At 64.2% G+C, this 25,133-nt stretch carries 21 protein-coding genes; 15 read left to right on the top strand and 6 right to left on the bottom strand.

Annotated features, from left to right (window positions below):
- Positions 1 to 7: 7 nt before the first annotated feature.
- A complete protein-coding gene (locus IE158_RS02010; protein WP_189642003.1) occupies positions 8 to 841 on the bottom strand; it encodes a basic amino acid ABC transporter substrate-binding protein in 834 nt (277 codons plus the stop codon).
- A 283-nt stretch (positions 842 to 1,124) separates the two neighbouring features.
- Here IE158_RS02010 and IE158_RS02005 point away from each other — a divergent pair, with 283 nt between their 5' ends.
- Positions 1,125 to 2,291 carry a prepilin peptidase gene (locus IE158_RS02005; RefSeq protein ID WP_189642002.1) on the top strand — a complete coding sequence of 389 codons (1,167 nt, stop codon included), beginning with the start codon at positions 1,125 to 1,127 and terminating at the stop codon, positions 2,289 to 2,291.
- A gap of 46 nt (positions 2,292 to 2,337) precedes the next feature.
- Here the strand turns inward: IE158_RS02005 and IE158_RS02000 are convergent, their stop codons facing one another.
- The 4 genes from IE158_RS02000 to IE158_RS01985 all read right to left on the bottom strand — a co-directional run bounded on the left by IE158_RS02000 (position 2,338) and on the right by IE158_RS01985 (position 6,426).
- Entirely contained in the window at positions 2,338 to 3,012 is a 675-nt protein-coding gene (locus IE158_RS02000) for an arginase (protein WP_189642001.1), read from the bottom strand.
- Positions 3,012 to 3,974, bottom strand: coding sequence for a GNAT family N-acetyltransferase (locus IE158_RS01995; RefSeq protein ID WP_189642000.1), 963 nt, complete (start codon positions 3,972 to 3,974; stop codon positions 3,012 to 3,014). Before IE158_RS01995 ends, IE158_RS02000 begins: the two co-directional genes overlap by 1 nt.
- On the bottom strand, positions 3,971 to 4,978 hold the full coding sequence (locus IE158_RS01990; RefSeq protein ID WP_229838838.1) for a GNAT family N-acetyltransferase: 1,008 nt from the start codon (positions 4,976 to 4,978) through the stop codon (positions 3,971 to 3,973). The genes IE158_RS01995 and IE158_RS01990 overlap by 4 nt, the downstream gene beginning before the upstream one ends.
- A gap of 119 nt (positions 4,979 to 5,097) precedes the next feature.
- On the bottom strand, positions 5,098 to 6,426 hold the full coding sequence (locus IE158_RS01985) for a dicarboxylate/amino acid:cation symporter (RefSeq protein ID WP_189641999.1): 1,329 nt from the start codon (positions 6,424 to 6,426) through the stop codon (positions 5,098 to 5,100).
- A 336-nt stretch (positions 6,427 to 6,762) separates the two neighbouring features.
- Between IE158_RS01985 and IE158_RS01980 the strand changes: the two genes are divergently transcribed.
- The 4 genes from IE158_RS01980 (at position 6,763) to IE158_RS01965 (ending at position 9,391) form a co-directional block, all read left to right on the top strand.
- Positions 6,763 to 7,443, top strand: a complete 681-nt coding sequence (locus IE158_RS01980) for a PIG-L deacetylase family protein (RefSeq protein WP_229838837.1) — start codon at positions 6,763 to 6,765, stop codon at positions 7,441 to 7,443.
- 47 nt (positions 7,444 to 7,490) lie between these two features.
- A complete protein-coding gene (locus IE158_RS01975) occupies positions 7,491 to 8,051 on the top strand; it encodes a helix-turn-helix domain-containing protein (RefSeq protein ID WP_189641997.1) in 561 nt (186 codons plus the stop codon).
- Positions 8,039 to 8,674: an ImmA/IrrE family metallo-endopeptidase gene (locus IE158_RS01970; protein WP_189641996.1), complete on the top strand. Its 636-nt coding sequence runs from the start codon at positions 8,039 to 8,041 to the stop codon at positions 8,672 to 8,674. Before IE158_RS01975 ends, IE158_RS01970 begins: the two co-directional genes overlap by 13 nt.
- Positions 8,675 to 8,926: 252 nt before the next feature.
- Positions 8,927 to 9,391 carry a hypothetical protein gene (locus tag IE158_RS01965; RefSeq protein ID WP_189641995.1) on the top strand — a complete coding sequence of 155 codons (465 nt, stop codon included), beginning with the start codon at positions 8,927 to 8,929 and terminating at the stop codon, positions 9,389 to 9,391.
- Between the two features lie 33 nt (positions 9,392 to 9,424).
- Here IE158_RS01965 and scpA read toward each other — a convergent pair whose 3' ends face one another.
- Positions 9,425 to 11,590 carry a methylmalonyl-CoA mutase gene (scpA, locus tag IE158_RS01960; protein WP_189641994.1) on the bottom strand — a complete coding sequence of 722 codons (2,166 nt, stop codon included), beginning with the start codon at positions 11,588 to 11,590 and terminating at the stop codon, positions 9,425 to 9,427.
- Positions 11,591 to 12,031: 441 nt separating this feature from the next.
- On the opposite strand from scpA, the gene IE158_RS01955 reads away from it, so the two are divergent.
- From IE158_RS01955 to IE158_RS01910, 10 genes are all read left to right on the top strand, one after another.
- Positions 12,032 to 16,837, top strand: a complete 4,806-nt coding sequence (locus IE158_RS01955; protein WP_229838836.1) for a glutamate synthase-related protein — start codon at positions 12,032 to 12,034, stop codon at positions 16,835 to 16,837.
- A gap of 37 nt (positions 16,838 to 16,874) precedes the next feature.
- Positions 16,875 to 18,338: a glutamate synthase subunit beta gene (locus IE158_RS01950; RefSeq protein ID WP_189641993.1), complete on the top strand. Its 1,464-nt coding sequence runs from the start codon at positions 16,875 to 16,877 to the stop codon at positions 18,336 to 18,338.
- A gap of 24 nt (positions 18,339 to 18,362) precedes the next feature.
- On the top strand, positions 18,363 to 19,046 hold the full coding sequence (rpe, locus tag IE158_RS01945) for a ribulose-phosphate 3-epimerase (RefSeq protein WP_189642085.1): 684 nt from the start codon (positions 18,363 to 18,365) through the stop codon (positions 19,044 to 19,046).
- Positions 19,043 to 19,807: a 2-phosphosulfolactate phosphatase gene (locus tag IE158_RS01940; protein WP_189641992.1), complete on the top strand. Its 765-nt coding sequence runs from the start codon at positions 19,043 to 19,045 to the stop codon at positions 19,805 to 19,807. Before rpe ends, IE158_RS01940 begins: the two co-directional genes overlap by 4 nt.
- A gap of 68 nt (positions 19,808 to 19,875) precedes the next feature.
- A complete protein-coding gene (nspC, locus tag IE158_RS01935; protein WP_189641991.1) occupies positions 19,876 to 21,108 on the top strand; it encodes a carboxynorspermidine decarboxylase in 1,233 nt (410 codons plus the stop codon).
- A gap of 79 nt (positions 21,109 to 21,187) precedes the next feature.
- The gene (locus IE158_RS01930) at positions 21,188 to 21,547 is read left to right on the top strand and encodes an MGMT family protein (protein WP_189641990.1); all 360 of its coding nucleotides are present in this window, start codon (positions 21,188 to 21,190) and stop codon (positions 21,545 to 21,547) included.
- Positions 21,548 to 21,600: 53 nt separating this feature from the next.
- Positions 21,601 to 22,269 carry a c-type cytochrome gene (locus tag IE158_RS01925; protein WP_189641989.1) on the top strand — a complete coding sequence of 223 codons (669 nt, stop codon included), beginning with the start codon at positions 21,601 to 21,603 and terminating at the stop codon, positions 22,267 to 22,269.
- Between the two features lie 159 nt (positions 22,270 to 22,428).
- Positions 22,429 to 23,364 carry a class II fructose-1,6-bisphosphate aldolase gene (gene fba / locus IE158_RS01920; protein ID WP_189641988.1) on the top strand — a complete coding sequence of 312 codons (936 nt, stop codon included), beginning with the start codon at positions 22,429 to 22,431 and terminating at the stop codon, positions 23,362 to 23,364.
- Between the two features lie 116 nt (positions 23,365 to 23,480).
- Positions 23,481 to 24,269, top strand: a complete 789-nt coding sequence (locus IE158_RS01915) for a hypothetical protein (protein WP_189641987.1) — start codon at positions 23,481 to 23,483, stop codon at positions 24,267 to 24,269.
- The gene (locus IE158_RS01910) at positions 24,266 to 25,132 is read left to right on the top strand and encodes a hypothetical protein (RefSeq protein ID WP_189641986.1); all 867 of its coding nucleotides are present in this window, start codon (positions 24,266 to 24,268) and stop codon (positions 25,130 to 25,132) included. The genes IE158_RS01915 and IE158_RS01910 overlap by 4 nt, the downstream gene beginning before the upstream one ends.
- Position 25,133 lies beyond the last annotated feature (1 nt).

Raw genomic sequence — 25,133 nt, 5'->3', positions numbered from 1 at the left:
AAAGAGCTTACTGCGCCTGGTCGCTGAACCACTTGGTGTGCAGTTTTTCCAGTTCGCCGTTTTGCTGCAAGGTAGCCAGGGCGGCGTTCAGCTCAGCCACCAGGTCAGTGCACTCCAGCTGGGTCGCCAGAGCCTTGCTGGCACCGTCCATTTCGCCCGCCAGCTTGATGTCGCTATGCACCTTGATGTAGTTGTTGCCCACCGGAGCGTCCACAATCATCGAGTCAATCTGGCCCGACTTGAGGGCGGCCAGCGCTTCGCTGAAGAGGTTGAAGGTGCGGACATCCGCTCCCTCAATTTCGGCAGCCATGTCGGCCTGGACAGTGCCCAGCTGGACACCTACCGTCTTGCCATTGAGGCTTTCAGGGCCATTCAGGTCGCTGTCCACACCCACCACAATCACGTTCTTGGTCTTTTCGTAGGGGTCCGTAAACGACACCGACTTGGCCCGCTCCTCAGTGATAGACAGGCCCGCCGCAATCAGGTCAGCGCGGCCTGCGACCAACGAAGGAATCAGACCCTCAAAGCCCTGGCCGGTGAACTCGGCCTTGACACCTATCTCCTCGGCCATCGCGTTGACCATATCTACGTCAAAGCCCACAATCTGGTTTTGCTCATTGGTGGATTCGTAGGGCGGGTAATCAGGGCTGGTGATCACACGCAGGCCATCTTTGCGGATGCGGTCCATGCAGGCCCCACCCGACGCAGCGTTACCCGCCGTAGCCGTGGTGGTCGTTTGCGTTTCCGAGGTCGTGGTGGTTTTGGTTTCTTGCTTGGAGGTACAAGCACTCAGGGTCAGGCCGCCCAGCAGCATCAGGGGAAAAACGGCTTTCATAGTCATAGTGATCCTCCGGGGGGGATGGTCGCCGCCTGAGCAGCCACCGATTCGCTGCGAGAATATTAAGCCCTGGCAGGATAGTTATGCAAGGCACTTCGGGCGAGACTCCAAGATAGCCCAGAGGCTTATACAGCGTCAAAATTGCCTTGAATGGACCCCAGCAAGAGAGTGACAGGCAGACAAGAGCCACGGCAGAGCGGCTGAATAGGGCGGATAACTATCCAACAGAGCCGGTGCGGCACGAGGGGAGCATTTTTGTGAGACTGAGAGCCCTACACTGCGGGCCGTGGAACTGCTGCCTCTGCCTTTTATTCTCTTCAGCGCCCTGCTGTTCGGGCTGCTGGTCGGCTCTTTTACCAATGTGCTGATTTGGCGGCTGCCACGCGGCGAAAGCATTTCCTTTCCGCCCAGCCACTGCCCCCACTGCGACCACGCCCTGGCCCCGAAAGACCTGGTGCCGGTGCTGTCGTGGCTCTCGCTGGGCGGCAAGTGCCGCTATTGCCGCGCCCCCATCAAGCGGCGCTACCCCGTGGTCGAGGTGATCTCGGGCGTGGCCTACGCCTTAATCGCCTACTTCTACCCGCCCGCCGCGTACGGCCTGGGCACGCTGGGGCTGATGCTGTTTTTCACCATCCTGCTGGCGGGCAGCGCGATTGACCTGGACACCTACACCATTCCCGACGAGCTGACCCTGCCCGGTGTGAGTCTGGGGCTGGGCTTCGCGGCACTGGCCGGCAGTGGACTAGCGAACGGCGGTCTGCCCAACTTCGCCGAAGCGTTGGCAGGCGCACTGACCGGGGCGGGCCTGCTGATGACCATTGACCTGATCGGCTCGTGGGTGCTGCGGCGTTTCCGTGAGCGGCAGTATCCCGACACGCCGATTGGGCACCAGCAGATTGCGCTGGCGCTGCTGGTCTCGGCCTGGGCTGGGCCGCTATGGGGCCTGGGCGCGGCGCTGCTCTCGGCGATGGTGAATGCCGGGGCGCGGCGCGTGGTGCGCGTGCCCGAGCTGCTCACACTGGGCGGGGCACTGCTGAGCCTGGCGCTGGGCGTGAACTTTGGGCGCGACCCGCTCGCCATGGTCAGTGGTGCCCTGCAAGGTGCGGGCGCAGCCGCCCTGATTGCTGGGCTGTACTGGTGGATTCAGTACGGCTTTGTTCAGAAGCAAGCCGGAGCCACTGAAGCCGAGGAAGACGCGCCCTTTGACCCCAGCGCGATGGGCTTCGGGGACGTGAAGCTGGCCGGGGCCATCGGTGCTTTCCTGGGGGTAAGCGGCGTGCTGGTCAGCATCGGCGCGGCGATTTTTGCTGGGGCGATTCTGGGCGTGATTCAGATGGCGATGAAGGCCGAAAACCGCCTCAAGTTCGGCCCCTATCTGGCGATTGGCGCCGTGGTCGCCATGCTGTGGGGGGACAGCGTGGTGGAGTGGTACAAAGGCCTGCTGGGGATGTAGAGAACTTTAAGGGCCAGCACGCTTACCGCTTATACCCTTAGACTTTTCAGCCATCCCGCCGCAGCGGCTCTACCAGCACGTCCACCCCAAGCGCCTCCGCCAACACCCAGAACTCGCGGTCATGGGCGGGGTTGGTCCAGGCGGGCGACTGCACCAGCATCAGTGCGGTGACTGCGTCAGGCGCGGGAAGGTCAGCCGAGCGGGTCAGCGTCACACGCTCCAGCACGGGCGCAGGCAGCAGCGGCGCGAGTTCGGTGTGGGTACGGCTGAGGTCGTAGCCTTCAGCCACGGGGAGTCCGGCGTGCCACAGCGGATAGCGGCACTCGTACCGACTTGCCAGCCCCGCCGACAGCGCCAGCCCCGCCCAGTTGCCAGGACGTAGGCGGGCCGCGTCACCGCTGAAGCTGGTCAGGTCGTGGTGGCTGTCTATGTTCAGCACCTCGGCTCCCGCATAGCGCTCCAACACGGGCCAAATATCGGCGTGCGAAAGGGTCACGAAGGCGGGAAGGCCCGCGTATTGCTGCAGGTCCTGCCAGCCGTCATACAGCGGAAAATCGGCGGCCAGCGCTGCCCAGCCGGAGCCGGGGCCGCTGCGCTTCTGTGCCCGCTCCTGCCAGGCGGCGAGGCGGTCATGCTCGCGGTCACGGGTGCCCCAAATCGGCGCATCGAACACCAGTTCACGGGTGCCCGAATAGGCGTCCCAGTCTATGGAGAGGAGCATTACACCCCACCCCACTGGCACTCCACATGCGCGGGCTGGCGCACGAAACCTAACGCGTCGTTCAGCGCGAGCATCGGGACATTGTTGCTGGCGTTGTTCGTCCAGATTTCGCGGATGCCTTCCGCTTGGGCCTGCACCATGCCTCGCAGCTTGAGCGCCAGCCCCAGGCCCCGCCGCCGATACGCCCGCCGCGTTGCCGTGAGGCCCACATTGAGTCGCTTTGGATTGGCACTGTCGCGCCACAGTTCCGAGAGCGCGACCACTTCGCCAGCGTCCGTCACAGCCAGCCACACGCCTGTGGGCGAAAACTTGGGCTGTGAGCGGTATTTGAGGAACTCCGCAAAGGTGGCTTCGCTAGGCGGCGCGGTGCGCGGGACGTCCAGCCGCGCTTCGCGGTAACAGTCAAAATACGCCTGCCAAGCGGCATCCTCACCGATTTCCGCCTTCAGGTCAGCAAAGGTCAGCGCCCGCACGCCCTCGGGGAGCTGCATTTCGGCTTGCCAGCGCTGCGGGTCAAAGTCTTGCAGCCGCAGCACACTGTCAAAAAAGCGCATGACTTGGCGAAATCCCCGGCGTTGCAGCATCGCCAGCGCCTGCATTTCGGTTTCCTTGGCGCCTGCCAGCACTTCCCGTGCGCCGCGCTCCTGCCCGTGTTGCCAGACTGCGGCAAAGAGCGCCCCACCAATGCCCCGCCCTCGGAACTCGGGCAAGACCATCAGCTCCAGGTGATAGCGGTCAGGATGAAACATCCAAGGCGCTTGCCACAGCCGCGCCGTGCCGACGATTTCTCCGTCTTCCTCCGCTACCCAGTCGTGAAGGTGTGGCTGGAGGGGACTGCCCCGCAATTGCGCCAGAAAATGCTCAGTCTCTTCCAGGGACTTGGCGTGGTGAGGATAGACCGCGTTGTAAATGGCGAGCGTGGCGGTGAGGTCGGCGGGCGTGGCAGGGCGGAGGGTGGTCATTCCTGACCGTCCAGCCGCAGCTCATAGCGCGTGCGCGTCGCTGTGCGCCTGAATCCCAGCGCCTCATTCATCCGCAGCATGGCTTTGTTGGGCGAGTCGTTGAAGGTCTTGATTTCGCCGCCGCCCGCCGCCGCCAGTGAGCGCATCGCCGCCACCTTGAGCGCCTTGGCGATGCCGCGTCCACGGTACTCGCGCAGCACCCCCGTTATGCCGATGTAGGCGTACCCGCCCGCTGGATTCCAGCCGATGGTGCTGTAGCCAATGTAGGGACCGGTGAGCGGGTCGCTCCGGCCAGGGTCAATTGCCACGAACGACAGCTCAGGCCGGAGCGTGGGGTCGTCCAGCTCTTCTCTGACCCACTGCTCGAAGGTTCGTCGGGTCAGGGTGAGACCCATCGGCACGTCCTGAAAGAGAATCCAGTCCAGTTCATAGAGCCAGCGGTTGCGCTCCGGGTCGCCAACGAGTTCGGCCAGAGATTTCAGCGCGATGCCGCCCGCCGCCACACGCTCCAGCAGGGGGCCAAAGGCGTGCAGGTCAACGTCCCGCGTGTGTAGGCTGGATTCGTAGCGCTCCCAGGCCGGCACGAAGCCCCGCGCGGTCAGGAAGCGCACGCCCGGCGCGTCGTGGGGCAGGTCGCTGAGCATGGTGCGGATTTCCCGTGCGCCCCGCGCCTGCACCCACCGCAGCAGTTCGTCATACAGCGCCGCGCCGATGCCCTGGCCCCTGAAGTCAGGATGCACGTTCAGGTGGCCCCAATAGCGCCACTCCTCATGCGAGAAGGTGTCGTGGCCGATACTGCCTGCGGCCACCACACACCCGCCCTGCTCGGCCAGCACTTCGGTGTCGAACAGATTCTGGTCGCGGTGGGTGTGGTAGTGCAGCACCTGCTCCGCCGTCACCGGCCAGCTGGGGTCGGCGGCGCTGCGAACCCTGGCAATAGCTTCGGCATCAGCCGGATAGACAGGGTCGCGCAGGGTAAAGGCAGAGGTAGGCATGGTAGGCATGCGGCCATGCTGACAGAGGGCCAGCCGCTGGAGCATGCGCCAGATGGCGTAGTGGGTGCGTCAAAAGGCCCCCACCGCAGGAGGGCAGGGGCCAGAATCGAGCAGTATGGCTGCGGGCTTCAGGCAGGCTTGGGCGCGTCTATCTCGCGGCCCTCACCGCGCTCCTCGCTCGCCACGTCGGGTTCGATGGTGGGCAGGTCTTCGCCGTTCAGGGCGCGGGTAAAGCGGTCCATGTCCAGCGCATTCTCGCTGCGGGCCACCACCGCAGTCGCCACGGCGTTGCCGATGAAATTGGTCAGCGCCCGCGCTTCGGACATGAAGCGGTCAATCCCCAGAATCAGCGCCAGGCCCTCCACAGGCACATGGCCTACTGCGCCCAGCGTGGCCGCCAGCGTGATAAAGCCGCTGCCCGTCACCCCGGCTGCGCCTTTGGAGGTCAGCAGCAACACGGCTAGCAGCCCCAGTTGCTCGGTCAGGCCCATCGGCGTGTTGGTGGCCTGCGCGATAAAGACAGCGGCCATGGTGAGGTAGATGGAAGTACCGTCTAGGTTGAACGAATACCCAGTGGGCACCACCAGGCCCACCACGCTTTTTTCAGCGCCAGCGTGTTCCATCTTCATCATCAGGCGGGGCAGAGCCGATTCACTGGATGACGTTCCCAGCACGATCAGCAGCTCTTCTTTGATGTAGCGAATCAGTTTGACCACGCTGAACCCGAAAAACCGGGCAATCAAGCCCAGCACCCCAAAAATGAAGATCAGGCAGGTGAGGTAGAAGCTGCCCATCAAGAAGCCCAGCTGTTGCAGGCTGCCCAGGCCGTACTTGCCGATGGTGAACGCCATCGCTCCAAAAGCCCCGATGGGCGCGAGCCGCATCACAAAGCCCAGGATGATGAAAATGGTCTGGTTAACCATGTCAATGCCGTGCAGAATCTGGTCGCCCAGTCGGCCCAGGCGCAGCAGTGCAAAGCCGAACAGCAGCGCCACCAGAAGCACCTGGAGCAGGTCGCCCGTGATAAAAGGGCTGAACAGGGTATCGGGAATCACATGCAGCAGGTAATCGGTCACGCTCTGCTCTCCGGCGGCCTCCTTGTACTTCTCAATGCCGGAGCTGTCGAGGTCTGCTGGATTCACATTCATTCCGCGTCCCGGTTGCAAGACGTTGACCACCACCAGGCCGATAATCAGCGCCAGGGTGCTGACCAGCTCGAAATAGATCAGGGCTTTGCCGCCCACGCGGCCTACCTTTTTGGTGTCGCGCATGTGCGCCACACCGCTGACCACTGTGGCGAAGATGATCGGCGCGATGATCATCTTGATCAGCTTGACGAAGCCGTCGCCAAGCGGCTTGAGGCTTTCGCCAAAGCTGGGAAACAGGAACCCGACCAGAATGCCGAGCACGATGGCGATGATGACCTGTATATACAGGCTATGGAAGATTTTGGGCATACAGTGTCCTTCAGTGAGGGGCAGGGTCCACTTGCGCTGAACCGGGGAAACGTAAGAGCGGCTGGCGAATTCTAGACGGGGCTCTGGTTATCAAGGCAGAGCCCTGCCAGAGGCAAAAGCTCGCGTCGGTTCTGGGAAGACAGGTCGGATGCCTGGCCGCCACCGCCAACTTTGAGGAGCACTAAGCATACGCTCCTCATTCGCAAAAGTGAATAACAATTCAGATGCAGGTGTCAAAGATACAGGGCGGCCAGAGACGGCGACACGGGCCACAGAACATAGGAGACACAGATAGGAATACGGTGCGCTCCTGCCAGGTGGCCTATGCTGAGCCGCATGACTGCCGACCCTATCCCTTCCCATAGCCCCCGCCTGAAACTGCTGCTGATCGTGCCGCATCCCGACGACGAGGTGTACGGCGCAGGCGGCACCATCATGGAGTTTGAAGACGCTGGCCACAGCTGCGGCCTGGTCACCCTGACGCGGGGCAATGCCGGACGCACCCTGGGCCTGTGTGACACCCCCGAACAGCTGGCCGAGATGCGCGAGGTGGAGCTGGCCGCCTGCTTGGACGTGCTGGGCCTGACCGTACATGAGCAGCACAGCTTTCCTGACAAGGCACTCCGCGAACATGATTTTGAGGCGCTGGTGCAGGTATCCCGTGAAGCGCTGGAGCGCTACCAGCCCGAAATCCTGCTGACTTTTCCGCCCAACGGCTCCAACGGCCACCCCGATCACCAGACCACCCACCGCGCTGTAAAAGCAGCCTGGGACAGCCTGGAAGGGCCAAAGCCGGAGCTGTGGTACTACGCTGGCACCTCGGCTCCCGAAGACGACAGCCTGCTGCCTGCTTGGCTCCCAGCCAACCTGAAGCGCGACGTGACGCCCTACATCACCCGCAAGCTGAAAGCCATCGGCTGCCACCGCACGCAGGCGCTCAGCAGCGTGGACTTTCTGCGCAAGTTCCCTGAACGCATCACCGAAGAAACCTTTTATGTGGTGGGGGCACAGGACTGACTTCTACCCCTGACAGCCTTTCACCCCTTTTTTGGTAGGCTAGGGGTATGGACCGCTATGGAGAAGCGCTGCGGCGGCGGCGCGAGCACGCCGGGTACCGCTCACAGAGCGACCTGGCCCGCGCTGTGCGGGCGCTGCACACGGCGGGCGACCTGCCAGCAGGCCTGAAACCCTTTAGCCAGCAGTGGCTGTCGCGCCTCGAAGAAGACACCGAGGGTCATATTCTGCTAAGTGCGCGGGCGCAGCAGCTGCGGGCGCTGGCCTACATGCTGGGTTGGTCCGGTACCGAGTTTGAAGCCGCAGTGGGCGTGCCGGTGGGCACTGTTCCGGGTCAGGGCGAGGCCGAACCAGGCGGAGCCGCAGCGCAGGGCTGGAAGGTGAGTGGAGAGCAGCGGCCTGTCCCCACCGCCTTGCTCGAAGCCGCCGAAGTGTTCGGGGTCCGGCCTGAATTTGCCGAGCTGCGCGAAGAACGCTGGCTGCACTTTCTAACCAGTCTGCATCACCGCCGCACCCCTCAGACGGCGGGCGAGTGGCTGGCTCTGTTTTTGGACCTGCGCGAACGCTTTGACCCACCGCCCCCCGGCGCGGAGGCCCCATGGACGCCCTGATTTCCGATTACCTGCGGTATCTGGAGCGCCGTCACCGGCAGGTCGGCTACCCCAGCGACATGGACGCGCTCGCTGGGCGCTTGGGTATTGAGGTGCTGCGCGGCGAATACAGCGTGGCCAGCCGCCAGCAGGTGCAGGTGAGCCGCGCAGGCACGGCAGCCACCCGGCGGGCCGACACAGCGCACGAACTGGTCCATGCGCTCAGCGAACAAGGCCAGTACACCGGAGCCATCCGGCGCGAACATGCCAGCGTCAGCGACCTGGACGAACACCTGGAGCTGCTGACCGAACACGGAGCCGACCTGCTGCTGATGCCCGACGCCCTGGTGGCTGACGTGCTGGCGCGGCACGGCGAAACTGCCGCTGCCGTAGCGAAGCTGGCCGAAGAGGCCGAGGTCTCGCTCCAGCAGGCGCTGCGGCGCTTTGTCTTCCTGAATCCGGCGCAGAAGCGGGTGGGGTATCTGCTCCAGGGAGACTACATCTGGTACGCTCTCGCCACCTGCTGGGCACGCGAATGGGTGGGCTCACGGCTTCAGGAGCAGCGCTTCCGCGAAGCAGGCGGCACTTTCTGCGCTTCGTCGTATGGGCGCACCGGGCAGATTGCGGTCTACTGCGAAGTTTAGACTCGGCATTCTGCTCTTGACTAAATTGGGGGTATCTACTATAGTTTTAGTAGGTAAGAACTGAGCGAGGCTTCCACAGTCCCGCAGCTTGCCCTACAGGCCCTGAAGGGAAGCGGGGCCTGCCGCGCCTCTTTTTTTCGCCAGAGTCCTCACATGCCAGCGTCCTCACACTGCGCTTTGCAGCGGCGTGTGACGTAGCCCCGCGCTGCGCCATCGCCCAGGCGGAGCACTCCTGAAGGGGGGAGATCACCCATGCCGCCAGTCCACCACCTCCAAGCCCTCTGGGCCAATCCCAGCCTGATGACCACCCTCGACCCACCGGCGCTGGCCAGTGCGCTGGCTGTGTCGCTACTGATTGCTGCCCTGTTTGGCCTCAGGGCCCGCCAGGGACTGCCCCCAGCCGCCCGGCCCCACTGGAGCGCCACCCTGACCGACGCCCTGCTGGGCGGCCTGCTCGGAGGGCTGAGCGCTTTTGCCCTGGCCAGTGCGCTGCCCGCGCTCAACGACGCTCCCGGCGTGCTGGTCAGCGCGGCGCTGGGCGGGAGCCTGGGCCTGAGCCTGGCCGAATTCCTGCGCACCCGTGGCCTGGACCTGCTGCTGGGCTGGGTGCTGCGCCGGGAACCTGAGCTGAAGGCCCCAGACTTAAATCCCCTAGACCTGAACCTTCCAAGCACGAAGCCGCCAGAGGTGAAGGGGGCAGATGAGCGCCACCCCTGAGAGTCTGCCGCCGCGTCTGCGCTCCCCAGTGACTCAGCTCTCCACCGCCCCGGTTCGGCTGCGCCGCAAAATGCCCAGCGTGTCCCGCGCCGCGTTCAAGATGGGTGTACCGGGGCCGAAGATACCCACCACACCAGCGTCATACAGCGCCTGATAGTCCTGCTGCGGAATCACGCCGCCCGCAATCACCAGAATGTCGCCTGCGCCCTCAGCCTTTAGCGCCGCGATCAGCTGCGGAATCAGCGTCTTGTGGCCCGCGGCCTGACTGCTCACGCCCACGATATGGACGTCGTTTTCTACGGCCTGCCGCGCCGCTTCTTCGGGGGTCTGGAACAGCGGCGAGACATCTACGTCAAAGCCCAGGTCGGCAAAGCCAGTGGCAATCACTTTCGCGCCCCGGTCATGCCCGTCCTGGCCCATCTTGGCGACCAAGATACGGGGGCGGCGACCTTCGGCTTCGGCAAAAGCGTCAATCTCGGCTTGCAGAGCGGCGAATTCGTCTACCCCCTCGTAGCCCTGCGCGTACACACCGCTGAGGGTCTGCACTTCGGCCTGGTGACGGCCCCAGACATCTTCCAGGGCGCTCGACACTTCACCCAGCGTGGCCCGCGCCCGCATTGCTTCTACGCTCAGGGCTAACAGGTTGCCTTCGCCCGTGCGGGCAGCTTCGCGCAGGGCGTCCAGGGTTTGCTCCACTTCAGCGCTGTCACGGCTGGCCTTGAGACTTTGCAAGCGGGCAATCTGCGACTCGCGCACGGCGGCGTTGTCGATGTCCAGGACGTCATAGGCGCTGTCGTCCTGCGCCAGCCGGTACTTGTTCACGCCCACAATCACGTCCTGCCCACGGTCAATGCGGGCCTGTTTGCGGGCCGCCGATTCCTCAATTCGCAGCTTGGGAATGCCCTGCTCAATCGCTTTCGCCATGCCGCCCAGCTCCTCTACCTCACGCATCAGCTCACGGGCTTTGTCGGCCAGATCGTGCGTCAGGCGCTCCATCAGGTAACTGCCGCCCCAGGGGTCCACCACGTCGGTCACGCCGGTCTCTTCCTGAATGATGAGCTGCGTGTTGCGGGCAATCCGGGCGCTGAAGTCGGTGGGCAGGCCAATCGCTTCATCAAAGGCGTTGGTGTGCAGGCTCTGGGTGCCGCCGAACACCGCTGCCATCGCCTCAATCGCCGTGCGGACCACATTGTTGTAGGGGTCCTGCTCGGTCAGCGACCAGCCGGAAGTCTGGCAGTGGGTGCGCAGCATCCGGCTCTGGGGGTTCCCCGGCGCAAACTGCCCCATCAGTTCGTCCCACAGCAGCCGGGCAGCCCGCAGCTTGGCGACCTCGGTATAAAAGTTCATGCCGATGGCAAAGAAAAAGCTCAGGCGCGGCGCGAAAGCGTCCACGTCCAGCCCGCTCGCCAGGGCTGCCTTGACATATTCCAGCCCGTCGCTGAGGGTGTAGGCCAGTTCCAGCGCGGCGTTGGCCCCGGCCTCTTGCAGGTGGTAGCCGCTGATAGAAATGGAGTTGAAGCGCGGCATCTCCGCAGCGGTGTAGGCGATGATGTCGGCAATGATCCGCATGGACGGCTCAGGCGGATAGATATAGGTGTTGCGCACCATGAATTCTTTGAGGATGTCGTTCTGGATGGTGCCCGAGAGCTTGGCCCTATCTACGCCCTGCTCCTCGCCCGCCACGATAAACCCGGCCAGCACCGGCAGCACCGCGCCGTTCATCGTCATGCTGACCGACATTTCATCCAGCGGAATGCCGTCGAACAGCACTTTCATGTCCTCTACCGAGTCAATCGCCACACCCGCCTTGCCCACGTCGCCCACCACGCGGGGGTGGTCCGAGTCATACCCCCGGTGGGTGGCGAGGTCAAACGCGACGCTGAGGCCCTTTTGCCCGGCAGCCAGGTTGCGGCGGTAAAAGGCGTTGGACTCCTCAGCAGTGGAAAATCCTGCATACTGCCGGATGGTCCAGGGCCGCGCTGCGTACATGGTGGCGCGGGGCCCCCGGGTAAACGGCGAAAAGCCCGGCAGCGTATCGGTTTCGATGTCCTGCACGTCGGCGGCGGTGTACAGGGGCTTGAGGGTCAGCCCCTCAGGAGTCTGCTTGTTCAGCGTCTCGGGGCCAGCGCCGCGCAGGTCTTTGGTGGCCAGCGCCGCCCAGGCCAGCAGATCGGGGCGCTCGGGTGCAGAGTCAGTCATGGTCTAGCTCCTTTGAGTGGCGCAGCGGCTGCTGCGCGGGGAAGGGCACGGATGGGTTCTTCATCATAAGCCAGCTCTCTGAAGTGGGTCACAGCTGCCACAGCGGCCCAAGTTCTTTAGCCAGCAGAAGTGTGCTCGCCCCCCTAACCCGGCAGGCAGACGAAACTCTCCGTCTCCTTTTGGATATTTTATGCTAGGCAAAGAGTAAAAATACTTGTATACTTGAAATCCACCTGCCGCCATTTCCAGGCAGATCAAAATGATCTAGGGCTTATTGCCCGTCCTGGCCGTGCTGCGCCGACCAACCGTGCGCTTTTACACTGGCCTTCGGCTGAATAGTTATACTTCCCCGGTTTCAGCTGTGCTTGCCCAGCTGGCCGCCGTCCTTACCCCATAGCCCTGACCTCAACGTTCTTTCTGGAGTTTTTACAGGAGGCCCGTATGACCCACCATTCTCCGTCCCTGTTGCCAGATCTGCCCCGGCGGACCCAGGCCCAGACACATGGCCTGTACTGCGCCCGTGAGCACGACGCCTGCGGAGTAGGACTTGTGGCCCACGTGCGCGGCCAGCAGTCACACGACATCGTGACTCAGGCGCTCAAGATTCTGGAAAACCTGGACCACCGTGGCGCGGTCGGTGCTGACCCACTCATGGGAGACGGCGCAGGCATCCTGATTCAGATTCCCGATGCGCTGTACCGCGCAGAATTGGCCGAACAGGGCATAGAGCTGCCTGCCGAGGGCGACTATGGCGTAGGCATGGTCTTTTTGCCCAAGGAGATCGCAGCCCGCCGCGCCTGCGAGCAGGAGATGGAACGTGCCATTGCCGCCGAGGGCCAGGTGCTGCTGGGCTGGCGTGACGTGCCGGTCAGCCGCGAGATGCCGATGAGTCCAGCTGTGCGCGAAAAGGAACCTGTCATCCGGCAGGTCTTTGTTGGAGCTGGGCCCGACACCCTGGTCCCTGACGCGCTGGAGCGCAAGCTGTACGTGATTCGCCGCCGTGCCAGCAACGCCATCATGAATCTGAACTTCCGGCACGGCCAGGAATACTATGTGCCTTCCATGTCGTGCCGCACAGTGATCTATAAGGGTCTGCTGCTGGCAGGGCAGGTGGGCGAGTACTACCTGGACCTTCAGCGTCCTGAACTGGTCTCGGCCCTGGCCATCGTGCACCAGCGGTTTTCGACCAATACTTTCCCTGAGTGGCGGCTGGCACACCCCTACCGCATGGTGGCCCACAACGGCGAAATCAACACGGTCAAGGGCAACTTCAACTGGATGCGTGCCCGCGAAAGCGTGCTGCACAGTCCCGTCTTTGGTGACGACCTCGCCAAGCTGTTTCCGATTTCGTTTGAGGGCGAATCCGACACCGCCACCTTCGACAACGTGCTGGAGCTGCTGACCCTCAGCGGCTATCCCATGGCTCAGGCCGCCATGATGATGATTCCCGAGGCGTGGGAGGGCGACCACACCATCAGCGATGAGCGCCGCGCCTTTTATGAGTACCACGCGGCCATGCTGGAACCCTGGGACGGCCCCGCCGCGATGGTCTTTACCAATGGCCGGCAGGTGGGAGCCATGCTGGACCGCAATGGCCTGCGCCCAGCCCGCTACCTGGAAACCACGGGCGGCCTGGTGGTGCTGGCCTCCGAAACTGGCGTGCTGCCGATTCCAGACAGCGAAATCGTACGCAAGTGGCGGTTGCAGCCGGGCCGGATGTTCCTGATTGACTTTGAACAGGGCCGCATCATCGAAGACGACGAGCTGAAATCACAGTTCGCGCTGGCCAAACCCTACCGCCAGTGGGTGGAGAACACCCGCTTCCGCCTGGATGACTCGGACGTGACCGGCGAGGTGGACGACTTCGACGAGCCGCTGATTCGCCGTCAGCAGGCTTTTGGCTACACGCAAGAAGAACTGAAGTTCCTGATGGGGCCTATGGCCGAGCGGGGCGAAGAGGGCATCGGCAGCATGGGCAACGACTCACCACTGGCCGTGCTGTCCGGGCGCGACAAGCCTCTGTACTCGTACTTCAAGCAGCTGTTCGCGCAGGTGACCAACCCGCCGATTGACCCTATCCGCGAGTCGGTGGTCATGAGCCTGCTGTCCTACGTGGGGCCGCGCCCGGGCCTGCTGGACATCAACACCGTCAATCCGCCGATGTGCCTAGAAGTCAGCCAGCCGATTCTAGACTTTGACGACATGGCGCGGCTGCGCTCTATCGAGGGCCACACACGCGGCAAATTCCGCGCCTTTGACCTGGACATCACCTACCCGGCGGCGTGGGGCTCGCGGGGGATCGAGGCCAAGCTGGCAACAGTGAATGCCTGGGCCGCCGACGCCGTGCAGAGCGGCCACAACATCATCATCCTGACCGATAAGCGGGTGGGCAAGGACCGCGCCCCGATTCCGGCGCTGCTGGCCCTGAGCAGCGTCCATAGCCACCTGGTTGCCCGTGGCCTGCGGATGAAGGTCGGCCTGGTCGTGGAAACCGGCGACGCCCGCGAGGTTCACCATTTTGCTGCGCTGGCGGGCTATGGGGCCGAGGCGATTCATCCTTATCTGGCGCTGGAGACGGTGTCGGCGCTGGCCCAGGGCCTGGAAGTGGTGCCGGGTCTGGACGGGGTCGGCGGCCTGAGCGCGCAGGCGGCCATCCAGAACTATGTCAAGGCCATTGGCAAGGGCCTGAGCAAAATCATGTCCAAGATGGGTGTCAGCACGTTCCGGTCCTACTGCGGGGCGGGACTGTTCGAGGCGCTGGGGCTCAAGCAGGAGTTCGTGGACAAGTACTTCTACGGCACAGCCAGCCGGGTGGGCGGCATTGGGCTGGAAGAAGTGGCCGAAGAAGCGCTGCGGATTCACGCCCGCGCCTTCCGCGACGAGCAGGAACTGGAGCATCTGCTGGACCCCGGCGGCGAGTACGCCTGGCGGGTGCGCGGCGAAGCGCACCTGTGGAGTCCATCGGCGGTGGCCCATTTGCAGCGCAGCGTGCGCAGCGGTGAGTACAGCAGCTACCGCGAATACGCCCAGGAAATCAACGACCAGAGCCGGCACCTGATGACGCTGCGCGGCCTGTTTGAGCTTCGCAGTGACCGTGAAGCCATCCCGCTGGAGGAGGTGGAACCGGCCAGCGAGATTGTCAGGCGCTTTGCCACCGGGGCCATGAGCCTGGGCAGCATCTCGACCGAGGCGCACGCGGCGCTGGCGGTGGCCATGAACCGCATCGGGGGCATGAGCAACACCGGCGAGGGCGGCGAAGACCCGGCCCGCTACCTGGCGGAGATGCGCGGCGAGGTGCTGGGCGAGGGCCAGACGCTGGCCAGCGTGGTGGGCGCAGCGCAGGTGGAAAGTGACTATCCCTTGCAGGCCGGAGACTCGCTGCGCTCCAAAATCAAGCAAATCGCTTCCGGGCGCTTTGGCGTCACAGCAGGCTATCTGGTCAGTGCCGACCAGATTCAGCTCAAGATGGCCCAGGGAGCCAAGCCCGGCGAGGGCGGGCAGCTGCCCGGCGGCAAGGTCAGCGAATACATCGGGTATCTGCGGCACAGCGTGCCGGGCGTGGGCCTGATTTCGCCGCCTCCGCACCACGACATTTACTCGATTGAAGACCTCGCGCAGCTGATTCACGACATGAAAAATGTCAATCCACGCGCCGACATTTCGGTCAAGCTGGTGTCTGAAGTGGGCGTGGGCACCGTGGCGGCGGGGGTCGCCAAAGCCAAGGCCGACCACATCGTGGTTTCGGGCTATGACGGCGGCACGGGAGCCTCGCCGCTGAGCAGCATCAAGCACACCGGCACCCCGTGGGAGCTGGGCCTGGCCGAAACCCAGCAGACGCTGGTGCTCAACGGCCTGCGTGACCGCGTGCGCCTGCAAACCGACGGACAGATGAAAACGGGCCGTGACGTGGTGATTGCGGCGCTGCTGGGTGCCGATGAGTACGGTTTCGCCACCGCGCCGCTGGTGGCCGAGGGCTGCATCATGATGCGCAAGTGCCACCTGAACACCTGTCCGGTGGGCGTGGCCACCCAGGACCCGGTGCTTAGAAAGCGCTTTACCGGCAAGCCCGAGCATGTGGTGAATTACTTCTTCTTCGTAGCTGAGGAAGTGCGCTCGCTGCTGGCCGAGTTGGGGTACGCCCGGCTGGACGACCTGATTGGGCGCAGTGACCTGCTGGACGTGCGGGCCGGAATAGACCACTGGAAAGCGCAGGGCCTGGATTTCAGCCGCGTGTTCTACCGCGCTGAGGGCTTGCCCGGCCAGCAAGGCCGTCACTGTGAGCAGCAGGATCACGGCCTGGGCGGCGCGCTGGACTGGGAACTGATTCGCAAGTGCGAACCAGCGATCACGCGCGGCGAGCCGGTGCGCTTCTCACAGTCGGTCCGCAACGTGAACCGCAGCGTGGGCATCATGCTTTCCGGCGAGGTGGTGCGCTGCAATCCGCACGGGCTGCCAGACGGCACCATTCATGTGCAGCTGGAAGGCACCGGCGGCCAGAGCTTTGGCGGGTTCCTGCCTGCGGGCGTGACCTTTGACCTGGTTGGCGACGCCAACGACTTCGTGGGCAAGGGCCTAAGCGGCGGGCGCATCGTCGTGCGGCCACCGCTGGGACTGCGCGGCCCTTCGGGGCAGAACATCATCGTGGGCAACACGGTGCTGTATGGAGCCACCAGTGGTGAGGCGTACTTCCGTGGCGTGGCGGGCGAGCGTTTCGCGGTGCGGCTGAGCGGCGCTTCTGCGGTGGTCGAAGGCGTGGGCGACCACGGCTGCGAGTACATGACCGGCGGCACCGTGGTGGTCTTGGGCCGCACCGGGCGCAACTTCGCAGCGGGGATGAGCGGCGGCGTGGCCTACGTCTACGACGAGGACGGCAGCTTTGCGGAGCGCTGCAATCTCAGCATGGTGTCGCTCATCCCCGTCAGCAGTGCCGAGGAGCAGCTGCGCAGCGCCCCAGCGCACACCCTGCACGCAGCCCAGCCTGACGAAACCCTGCTGCGGCGCTTGCTGGAGCAGCACCACCGCCTGACCGGCTCACCTGCGGCCATGGCCCTGCTGAGCAACTGGGCACAGGCACGCGGGCACTTTGTGCGGGTGATGCCGCATGAGTACGCCCGCGCCCTGAGCGAGCGTCCTGCGCCGACCAGCAGCGAGACTTCTGCCCGTGCGGGCACAGTGCAGAGCGCGGATACCGTCAGCATGCAAAGCGGGCCTGCCGAGCGCGGCGGCCAGGGCACATTGGTCAAATAACCCACTTGCCGCTCCATCCCACTTCAGGAGACACCCCATGAGCAAAATCACCGGATTTTTAGAGCAGGGCCGCATTTCCGAGCAGTACGCTCCGGCCCAGGAGCGCGTTGCTTATAGCGGCGAGTTCGTGCGTCCGCTGGACGCGGCGCAGGCGAAGTTGCAGGCGGTGCGCTGCATGGACTGCGGGATTCCCTTTTGCAGCGGGGGTTGCCCCGTCCACAACATCATTCCCGACTTCAATAATCTGGTGTACCAAAGCGACTGGCGCAGTGCACTGGAGAACCTGCACAGCACCAACAATTTCCCGGAGTTCACGGGCCGGGCCTGCCCCGCGCCCTGCGAGGCCGCCTGCGTGCTGGACATTTCGGACGACCCGGTGGGCATCAAATCCATCGAGCTGGCAATTATCGAGCGCGGCTGGCAAGAAGGCTGGGTGCGCCCTGAGCCACCCGCCGAGCTGAGCGGCCACTCGGTGGCGGTGGTGGGCAGCGGTCCGGCTGGTTTGGCCGCCGCGCAGCAGCTGGCCCGCGCAGGCCACCGCGTCACGGTGTTCGAGAAGAATGACCGCATCGGTGGACTGCTGCGCTACGGCATCCCCGATTTCAAGCTGGAAAAGCGTCATATTGATCGCCGCGTGGCGCAGATGGAAGCCGAGGGGGTGACTTTCCGCACCGGCACCCTGGTCGGGAAGTGGGAAGACAGTCAGGGGGTGGTGAATCTCAGTCAGGAGGTGGTCACACCTGCCGAGCTGCAGGCACAATTTGGAGCCGTGCTGCTGGCTGGCGGCGCTGAAGCGCCCAGAGAACTGGACCTGCCGGGCCGCGACCTGGCCGGCATTCACCACGCGATGGAGTTCCTGACCGCCCACAACCGCAGCGTGGCCGGCGACGCCGTGGCCGGAGCCCCCACGGCGCGGGGCAAGCAGGTGGTGGTAATTGGTGGGGGAGACACCGGCAGCGACTGTATCGGTACCAGTCACCGTCAGGGCGCAGCGGGCGTGACCCAGTTCATCCGCCGCCCAGACCTGCCCGGCTCGGACCGGCTGCTCACCTGGCCCGACATGCCGCTCACCGCCGCCTACAGCAGCAGCCATGAGGAAGGCGGCGAGCGGGCTTTTGCTACCGTTCCCAAAGAGTTCGTAGGTGAAAGAGGCCGGGTCACGGGCGTACGCACCGTTCAGGCCGACTTTCACGCCGGCCAGCTGACCGAACTGCCCGGCACCGAGCGGGTCTATCCGGCGGACCTGGTGCTGCTGGCCATCGGCTTTGAGCGGCCTGTGTTCCACCTACTGGAATCTTTCGGCGTAGAGCAAGACGGGCGCGGCCATGCCCTGGCCAGCGACAGAGACCAGGGCGGCTACGCCACCAGCATGCCGGGAGTCTTTGCCGCTGGCGACGTGCGGCGCGGCGCTTCTCTGATTGTGTGGGCCATTCGTGAGGGTCGGCAGGCAGCGCGCGCCATTGACCAGTTCCTGATGGGGCAAAGTCGGCTGCCGCGCTAACATTCTCCTGTGACCAGCACTCCCATGTCCGGCACTGCCGCCTCCCACAAGCCCGTCATTCTCTCGCCCAGTCTGCTGGCCTGCGACTTTGCGCGGCTGGGCGAGGAACTCGCCACGCTGGAAGCGGCTGGCGTGCCCTGGGCGCATGTGGATGTGATGGACGGGCAGTTCGTGCCCAACATTTCCTTTGGGCTGCCCATCCTGGCAGCGGCGCGGCGCGTCAGCGGACTGTACATGGATGTTCACCTGATGATTGAGCAGCCGGAGCGCTACCTGCACGACTTTGCCGAAGCAGGCGCGGACGGGCTGACCGTGCAGGTCGAAAGCACCCGTCACATTCACCGCGCCGTGGGCATGGTGCGCGAACTGGGCAAGCGGGCAGGCGTGACCCTCAACCCTGGCACGCCGCTGGACGCCATCCGGCCCGTGCTGGCCGACGTGGACTTGGTGCTGGTCATGAGTGTGAACCCCGGCTTTGGCGGGCAGCGGTTCATTCCGGCGAGCGTGGAGCGGGTGCGCGAGGTGCGCCGCATGCTGGACGACCTCGGCTCGGAGGCCGAGTTGCAGGTGGACGGCGGCGTGACGGCCCAGAATGCCCGCGCCCTGGTAGAAGCGGGAGCCACCAATCTGGTCGCAGGCAGCGCCATTTTCGGGGCAGACGGTGGCTCCGCAGCAGGCATTCAGGCCTTCCGGGACGCCCTCGCATGAGCCGCCGCCTCAGCGTCAGCCTCCTGCCCGGTCTGCACCCGCCGGAGCAGCGGGGCGGTACAGCGTTGGTCATTGACGTGCTGCGGGCCACCACCACAGCCACCACCTTCCTAGAGCGCGGCGCAGACGCGGTGATGTTTGCGCCCAGCATTGAGGCGGCGCATGCCCTGCGGGCCTCCCTCGGCACGGGCACACTGCTGGCCGGTGAACGCGGCGGCCTCCGAATAGACGGCTTTGACCTGGGCAACAGCCCCCTGGACGCGGCAGCGCGGGAGTGGGGAGGACACACCCTGGTCATGAACACCACCAACGGCACTGACGCCGCTCACACGGCCGTGCAGGCGGCCCAGCATGTCCTGCTGGCCTGCTTGCGGAATGCCCCCGCTGCTGCGGCCCGCGCCCAGGCACTGGCCCAGGGCGGTGACATCACTGTCGTGTGTGCGGGCACCGACGGGCAGGTCAGCCTGGATGACTGCTATACGGCGGGCGTGGTGGTCCGCGAACTGCTTGGTCCAGCAGGCGAAACGGACTTCATGCTCAACGACTCGGCCCAGATGGTGCTGGCCCTGACTGCCCGCTGGCCCGGTCCCCAGGCGGCCCTACAGGCCAGTGCACACGGTCAGCGACTGCTGGGCATGGGCGACATAGACCTGGCTTTTGCTGACCTGGCCCTGGACGTGACTTTCTGCGCCGAACTGGGTGTCAGCGACTGCGTGCCGGAACTGCGTGGCCGCGAGGCGGAGGGTCTGGTGTTCCGCTAAACGCCTGACCGGCCATCACCCTTGCGGCCTGGCCCCATTCCTAGCGGGCTCCATCTACACTAAGCTCCATGACCGAGCTGCCTGCTGATCTCCACCTGCCCGAAGTGACCGACCCGCAGACTGTCCCCTGGCAGGACATTCCCAGCCCCGCCTTCGTGCTGGATGAAACTCGTCTGCGCCGCAACCTCGCCTTGATTTCCTACGTGCAGGAGAAAAGTGGCGCACAGATTATCGTGGCGTTCAAAGGCTTTTCGATGTGGAGCACCTTTCCTATCCTGCGCGAGTACGGCATCACTGGAGCCACCGCCAGCAGCCTGAATGAAGTGATTCTGGCCGATGAGGAAATGCAGGGCGAGGTTCACGCCTACGCCCCAGCCTACTCGGATGAGGACTTTCCTGAAATCCTGCGCCGCTCGGACCACATCGTGTTCAACTCGCTGGCGCAGTGGGAGCGCTTCCGCCCCCAGGTGGAAGCTGCCCGCGCTGAAGGCCGCACCATCCACGCCGGTATCCGCGTCAACCCCGAATACGCCGAAGTCGAGACCGACCTCTACAACCCCGCTGGCCCCTTTTCGCGCCTGGGCGTGACCCGCCGCGAGTTCCCGGACACCTTGCCCCCCGGCATTGACGGCCTGCACTTCCACACGCTGTGCGAAAAGGACTCGGACACGCTGGAGCGCACGCTGGAGGTGCTCGAAGAAAAGTTTGGCGAGTTTCTGGCTTCCGACCAAATCAAATGGGTCAACTTCGGCGGTGGCCACCTGATGACCCGTGAGGGCTACGACCTTGAGCGCCTGATTCGGGTGGTCCGGGCGTTCCGCGAGAAATGGAACGTACACGTGATTCTGGAACCTGGCAGCGCCTTTGGCTGGCAGACCGGCTGGCTGGTATCCAGCGTGCTGGACGTGGTTCACAACGTCAAAGACGCGGTGCTGCTGGACGTCTCGGTGTCGGCCCATATGCCCGACGTGCTGGAAATGCCCTACCGTCCCCGCATCCTGGGCGCTGGCGACCCGCCCACCGAGGAGCACCGCGAAGCCGCTGCCGAGGCACAGGGACACCGCTACTTGATTGGCGGCACCACCTGCTTGGCCGGGGACGTGGTCGGCGAGTATGTGTTTCCCCACGCACTGAACATCGGAGACCGCGTCGTGTTCGACGACATGATTCACTACACCATGGTCAAGACGACCTTCTTCAACGGCGTCAAGCACCCGGATATCGGCATCCTGCACGCCGATGGCCGCTACGAGCGCGTGAAGGTGTTCGGCTACGAGGAGTTCAAGGCCAAGTTGAGCTGAGGGCCGAGAACGCTGAGGCTCCTCTGCTCTGAGGCTTGTGCTCTCCTGATACCCTCGTCTGACCCTCTACACTGCTCCTATGTCCGAACCCAGCTTCCGTGAACGCATCTTGGCGCTGGTGGCCCGCATCCCACCGGGCCGGGTCATGACCTACGGTCAGCTGGCGCTGCTGGCTGGACAGCCGGGTGCGGCGCGGCAGGCAGGCTATGTCATGAACAGCCTGGTGGACCGCGAACATGGCCTGCCCTGGCAGCGGGTGGTCAATGCTCAGGGCCGCATCAGCACCGGCAAAATCGGCCTGGGCGAGTTGCAACAGGCCTTACTGCAAGCCGAGGGAGTCGCGTTTGATGCCAGCGGACGGCTGGACTTGCAAGCCCTCCAGTGGTGGCCACCCGAAGCGCAGGATGCCCCACCTACCCCGCTCCTTCTGCCGGACTGAAAGGGCAAAGTGGCCCTCCCGGACCGCCGGGCATGCGCGCTATTCTGTGGCACATGACGACTCTCAAAGCACGTATGACTCAGGGCAATGTGATGCCCTGGCTCACCGGCATTCTTCTCGGCCTGGTTCTGGGGGTCGCGCTGCTGATCGTGACCAATGCAGGCGCTCCCAAAGCCAATGACCCAGTGGCCGAAGGGGTGGCCGTGACCACCGACGCCAGCGCCAACGAAGCGGCCCAGAAAGGGAACACGCCTGCCACGGCTGGAGTCAGCCAGGGCAGCCAGGGCGGCGTCTCCGACAGCTCCACGAACGGTAGCCAGGAAACAGCGGCCACTGTGGGCGACCCAGCCACCACCACTGGCGGTGAAGGTGAGCAGGAGCAGGGCGCAGTCGCCGCTGCGGCCTCGGCAAGTGCCAGCACCGCGAGCGAGGCAAGCAGCGCCGCTGCGGACAGTACCGCTGCCGCTGGTGACGCCGCTGCTGGTCAGACCCTGTTTGCCGGCACCTGTGGCGGGTGCCACGGGGCTCAGGGTCAGGGGGCACTTGGCCCAGCCATGACCGCGAACGCCAACACCTGGGACCTGGCGGGCTTTACGCAGGCGCTGCGTGAGGGCAAGACCCCCGATGGCCGCGAACTGGCCCCCACCATGCCCCGCTTCAGCGAAGGTCAGCTGAAGGAGCAGGACATCGCCAATATCCACGCCTGGGTCAAGAGCCTCTAAAGTCCTGAGCGCAGGACCTGAGACCAGCTGTTCAAGCGGCTTCTCGGCACTCCAGCCATCAGTGCAGCGCCCCTAAGTTTCCTGGGGCCTGCGCTACAATCACGGGGCAAGCCCACAATTCAGCCTGCTCAGACTTGTTCACGGAAAGGAAGTTCAACCATGCTCGTTACCGGTAAAGACATTCTGGTCCCCGCCCGCGAGGGCAAATACGGCGTCCCCGCCTTCAACACCAACAACATGGAGATCACCCAGGCGATCATCCACACCGCCGAGAAGCTTGAAGCACCCGTGATGGTGCAGATGTCCGAAGGGGCCATCAAGTACGGCGGCCAGGACCTGGCCAACATCGTGATTGACATGGCCCGCCGCGCCACCATTCCCGTCGCGCTGCACCTGGACCACGGCTCCAGCTACGAGTCGGCCCTCAAGGCCATCAGCATGGGCTTTACCAGCGTGATGATTGACGCCTCGCATCACGACTTTGAAGAAAACGTGCGCGAAACCAAGCGCGTGGTAGAAGCCGCGCACGCCATGGGCATCAGCGTGGAAGCCGAACTGGGCCGCCTGGGCGGAATTGAGGAGCACGTCGTCGTAGACGAAAAAGACGCCTTCCTGACCGACCCCGAAGAAGCCGTCAAGTTCATCGACGAAACCGGCGTGGACTACCTCGCCATCGCCATCGGCACCAGCCACGGCGCGTACAAGGGCAAAGGCCGCCCCTACATTGACCACGACCGCATCGAGAAAATCGCGGGCCTGACCACCATTCCTCTGGTGGCCCACGGCTCCAGCGGCGTGCCGCAGACCATCACCGACCGTTTCCGCGCGGCAGGCGGCGAGATTGGCGAAGCCGCTGGCATTGCCGACGAAGACCTGACCCGCGCCGTGCAGCACGGTATCGCCAAGGTCAACGTGGACACCGACCTGCGCCTGGCCGCCAGCGTGGGCGTGCGTGAAGCTTTCCAGGCCAACCCCAAAGAGTTCGACCCCCGCAAGTGGATGGGACCAGCCCGCGACGTGATGAGCGAAATCGTGGCCCACAAGCTGCAAGTGCTGGGCGCGGCAGGCAAGGCCAGCATGAAGGCGCTGAAGTAAGACCTTTTCTGCCGAATTGACGCTTTAGCGTAGGACCGTAAGCTGGCTATCAACGCAGCTTGCGGCCCTACACTTTTTTGGCCGCTGCACAATCATCACTGCATTACCATAGGGCTATGCCTGAGACACAGCCCATTACGCCGTCTCACCGCTTGCAACTGCGCTGGGCGGCGGGCATTCTGGTCATTCAGTTGTTGCTACAAAGCTATTTGCTTTGGAGCCGTCTGCAAAGCGGTTTTGCTGGGCCAAGTGACGAGGCATTCGTAGTTGCTTTGGCCGTGGGCTGGGGACTCTGCCTGGGACTCCTTATTCATGCCGTGTGGCGAGGCCCGCTGAGCCGCCTGCACACATTCGCGCTCTACGCGGTGCCTACGCTGCTGCTGGGGCTGCCTGCGGCGATGTATGTGTCCAGTCAGGGGTCTACCACCGCCGACCCGGAATACGTTGAATTTGCCACTCGCTATGTCCGCTTCGAGTCGAGAAGCTGGCTGTTTTACCCGCTGAGCTGCTCACAGGTCAAGGCCCTTGATATTCCTGACCTGAACCGGATTTTCGCCGAGCGAACCGCCGAGGAGGTCGATTGCTTCGGCCTCAACTATGACGGCGCACTGCTGGCGCAGACGGTGCCTACCTTGCTGGCCGATATGGGCGGTCAACAGGTGACCGTGAGCGACGCCGTACCGCATGGCTCCTGGCTGGTCAGCGAAGCTACCGCCGAAATGCCGCTGTACCCGAGCCGACCCAAGCCAACAGTCCCTGCGCGGTTCGTCTTCGCCGGTCTACCGCTGGTCAATCACACCGCGCCCTTTTCAGCGGCTGAAAGAGCCTTGCTAAACCAAGACATTGCCAGTGCCGTAGTGATATACGGAGACGTGCAGGCTCTACACGAGAGGCTGACACCATGAGCCGCACCCCCCCGCCCGCAGGCTTCCGCTTTCGCCCGCGCTCCCGGCCTTACCGCGCCATGCTCTGGACTTTAGGAGTGATGCAAGTGTGGGTGGTGCTCGGCCTGGGCTGGCTGTGGTGGAGCTGGCAGCAGGACTCTTTTACCAATCCGCTATTCATGCTGGTCCCCGCGTTGCTGATGCCCACGCTGCTTTCACTCAGCCTACACGCCACCTGGGGCGGCAAACCGGGCGAAGTCCCCGCACCGCTGCAACTGCGGCAGTGGCCTGAGCTACGCAACTTGCCCGAGCTGCCCCCGCTGAGGCCCGCGCAACTGCTGGCGGTCTATACTCTGCCTGCGCTGCTGCTTTTCGCCGTCTTTTACGCCAGCGGCGTGGGCAGTGCGTGGTCTTCTCTCCAGCGGCTGAACAACCCTGAACGTCTGACGGCCTTTTGGTCCAGCAGCGGCTGGGTTCAGGTGAGCTGTGCCGAAATGCCGCTGGCTGGCAAGACTGAGCAGAGCCTCTGCTACGCCAGGCTGCAAGGTTCAGGCGGGGCGCTGTTTGAGTTTCAGCTAAAGGAATGGCTGCAAGCACGGTACACGACTTTCGGTACAGAGAGAGGGGACTTTCAGCGGCAGGAACATCCGCTGCCAGACATCAACACGGTGTACGGCGGCGGCCTTCTGTCGGGCGCGGCAGAGTTGGTTGTACCAAATGAAAGTATTTTCGGCAGGAAAGATTACCCCTACCACCTCCGCTTCCTGGCGCGGGACGAGCGGGCCAGGGGCGAACCGCTCCCCCCTGGTGTGCCGCAGCCTGAAGCCGACTGGATGCAGCGTCAACCGTTTGCGGGAATCATCATGCTGACGCCGCAGCAGTGAC

The sequence above is a fragment of the Deinococcus piscis genome (assembly GCF_014653275.1).
Classification (GTDB): domain Bacteria; phylum Deinococcota; class Deinococci; order Deinococcales; family Deinococcaceae; genus Deinococcus; species Deinococcus piscis.
This window is presented reverse-complemented; position numbering and strand designations above follow the sequence as displayed.

Excerpts from the sequence above, each read along its gene's own strand:
- IE158_RS02010 (WP_189642003.1), bottom strand. The coding sequence starts at position 841 with ATGACTATGAAAGCCGTTTTTCCCCTGATGCTGCTGGGCGGCCTGACC.
- IE158_RS02000 (WP_189642001.1), bottom strand. The coding sequence starts at position 3,012 with ATGCTCCTCTCCATAGACTGGGACGCCTATTCGGGCACCCGTGAACTG.
- IE158_RS01995 (WP_189642000.1), bottom strand. The coding sequence starts at position 3,974 with ATGACCACCCTCCGCCCTGCCACGCCCGCCGACCTCACCGCCACGCTC.
- IE158_RS01990 (WP_229838838.1), bottom strand. The coding sequence starts at position 4,978 with ATGCCTACCATGCCTACCTCTGCCTTTACCCTGCGCGACCCTGTCTAT.
- IE158_RS01985 (WP_189641999.1), bottom strand. The coding sequence starts at position 6,426 with ATGCCCAAAATCTTCCATAGCCTGTATATACAGGTCATCATCGCCATC.
- IE158_RS01980 (WP_229838837.1), top strand. The coding sequence starts at position 6,763 with ATGACTGCCGACCCTATCCCTTCCCATAGCCCCCGCCTGAAACTGCTG.
- IE158_RS01975 (WP_189641997.1), top strand. The coding sequence starts at position 7,491 with ATGGACCGCTATGGAGAAGCGCTGCGGCGGCGGCGCGAGCACGCCGGG.
- IE158_RS01970 (WP_189641996.1), top strand. The coding sequence starts at position 8,039 with ATGGACGCCCTGATTTCCGATTACCTGCGGTATCTGGAGCGCCGTCAC.
- IE158_RS01965 (WP_189641995.1), top strand. The coding sequence starts at position 8,927 with ATGCCGCCAGTCCACCACCTCCAAGCCCTCTGGGCCAATCCCAGCCTG.
- scpA (WP_189641994.1), bottom strand. The coding sequence starts at position 11,590 with ATGACTGACTCTGCACCCGAGCGCCCCGATCTGCTGGCCTGGGCGGCG.
- IE158_RS01955 (WP_229838836.1), top strand. The coding sequence starts at position 12,032 with ATGACCCACCATTCTCCGTCCCTGTTGCCAGATCTGCCCCGGCGGACC.
- IE158_RS01950 (WP_189641993.1), top strand. The coding sequence starts at position 16,875 with ATGAGCAAAATCACCGGATTTTTAGAGCAGGGCCGCATTTCCGAGCAG.
- rpe (WP_189642085.1), top strand. The coding sequence starts at position 18,363 with ATGTCCGGCACTGCCGCCTCCCACAAGCCCGTCATTCTCTCGCCCAGT.
- IE158_RS01940 (WP_189641992.1), top strand. The coding sequence starts at position 19,043 with ATGAGCCGCCGCCTCAGCGTCAGCCTCCTGCCCGGTCTGCACCCGCCG.
- nspC (WP_189641991.1), top strand. The coding sequence starts at position 19,876 with ATGACCGAGCTGCCTGCTGATCTCCACCTGCCCGAAGTGACCGACCCG.
- IE158_RS01930 (WP_189641990.1), top strand. The coding sequence starts at position 21,188 with ATGTCCGAACCCAGCTTCCGTGAACGCATCTTGGCGCTGGTGGCCCGC.
- IE158_RS01925 (WP_189641989.1), top strand. The coding sequence starts at position 21,601 with ATGACGACTCTCAAAGCACGTATGACTCAGGGCAATGTGATGCCCTGG.
- fba (WP_189641988.1), top strand. The coding sequence starts at position 22,429 with ATGCTCGTTACCGGTAAAGACATTCTGGTCCCCGCCCGCGAGGGCAAA.
- IE158_RS01915 (WP_189641987.1), top strand. The coding sequence starts at position 23,481 with ATGCCTGAGACACAGCCCATTACGCCGTCTCACCGCTTGCAACTGCGC.
- IE158_RS01910 (WP_189641986.1), top strand. The coding sequence starts at position 24,266 with ATGAGCCGCACCCCCCCGCCCGCAGGCTTCCGCTTTCGCCCGCGCTCC.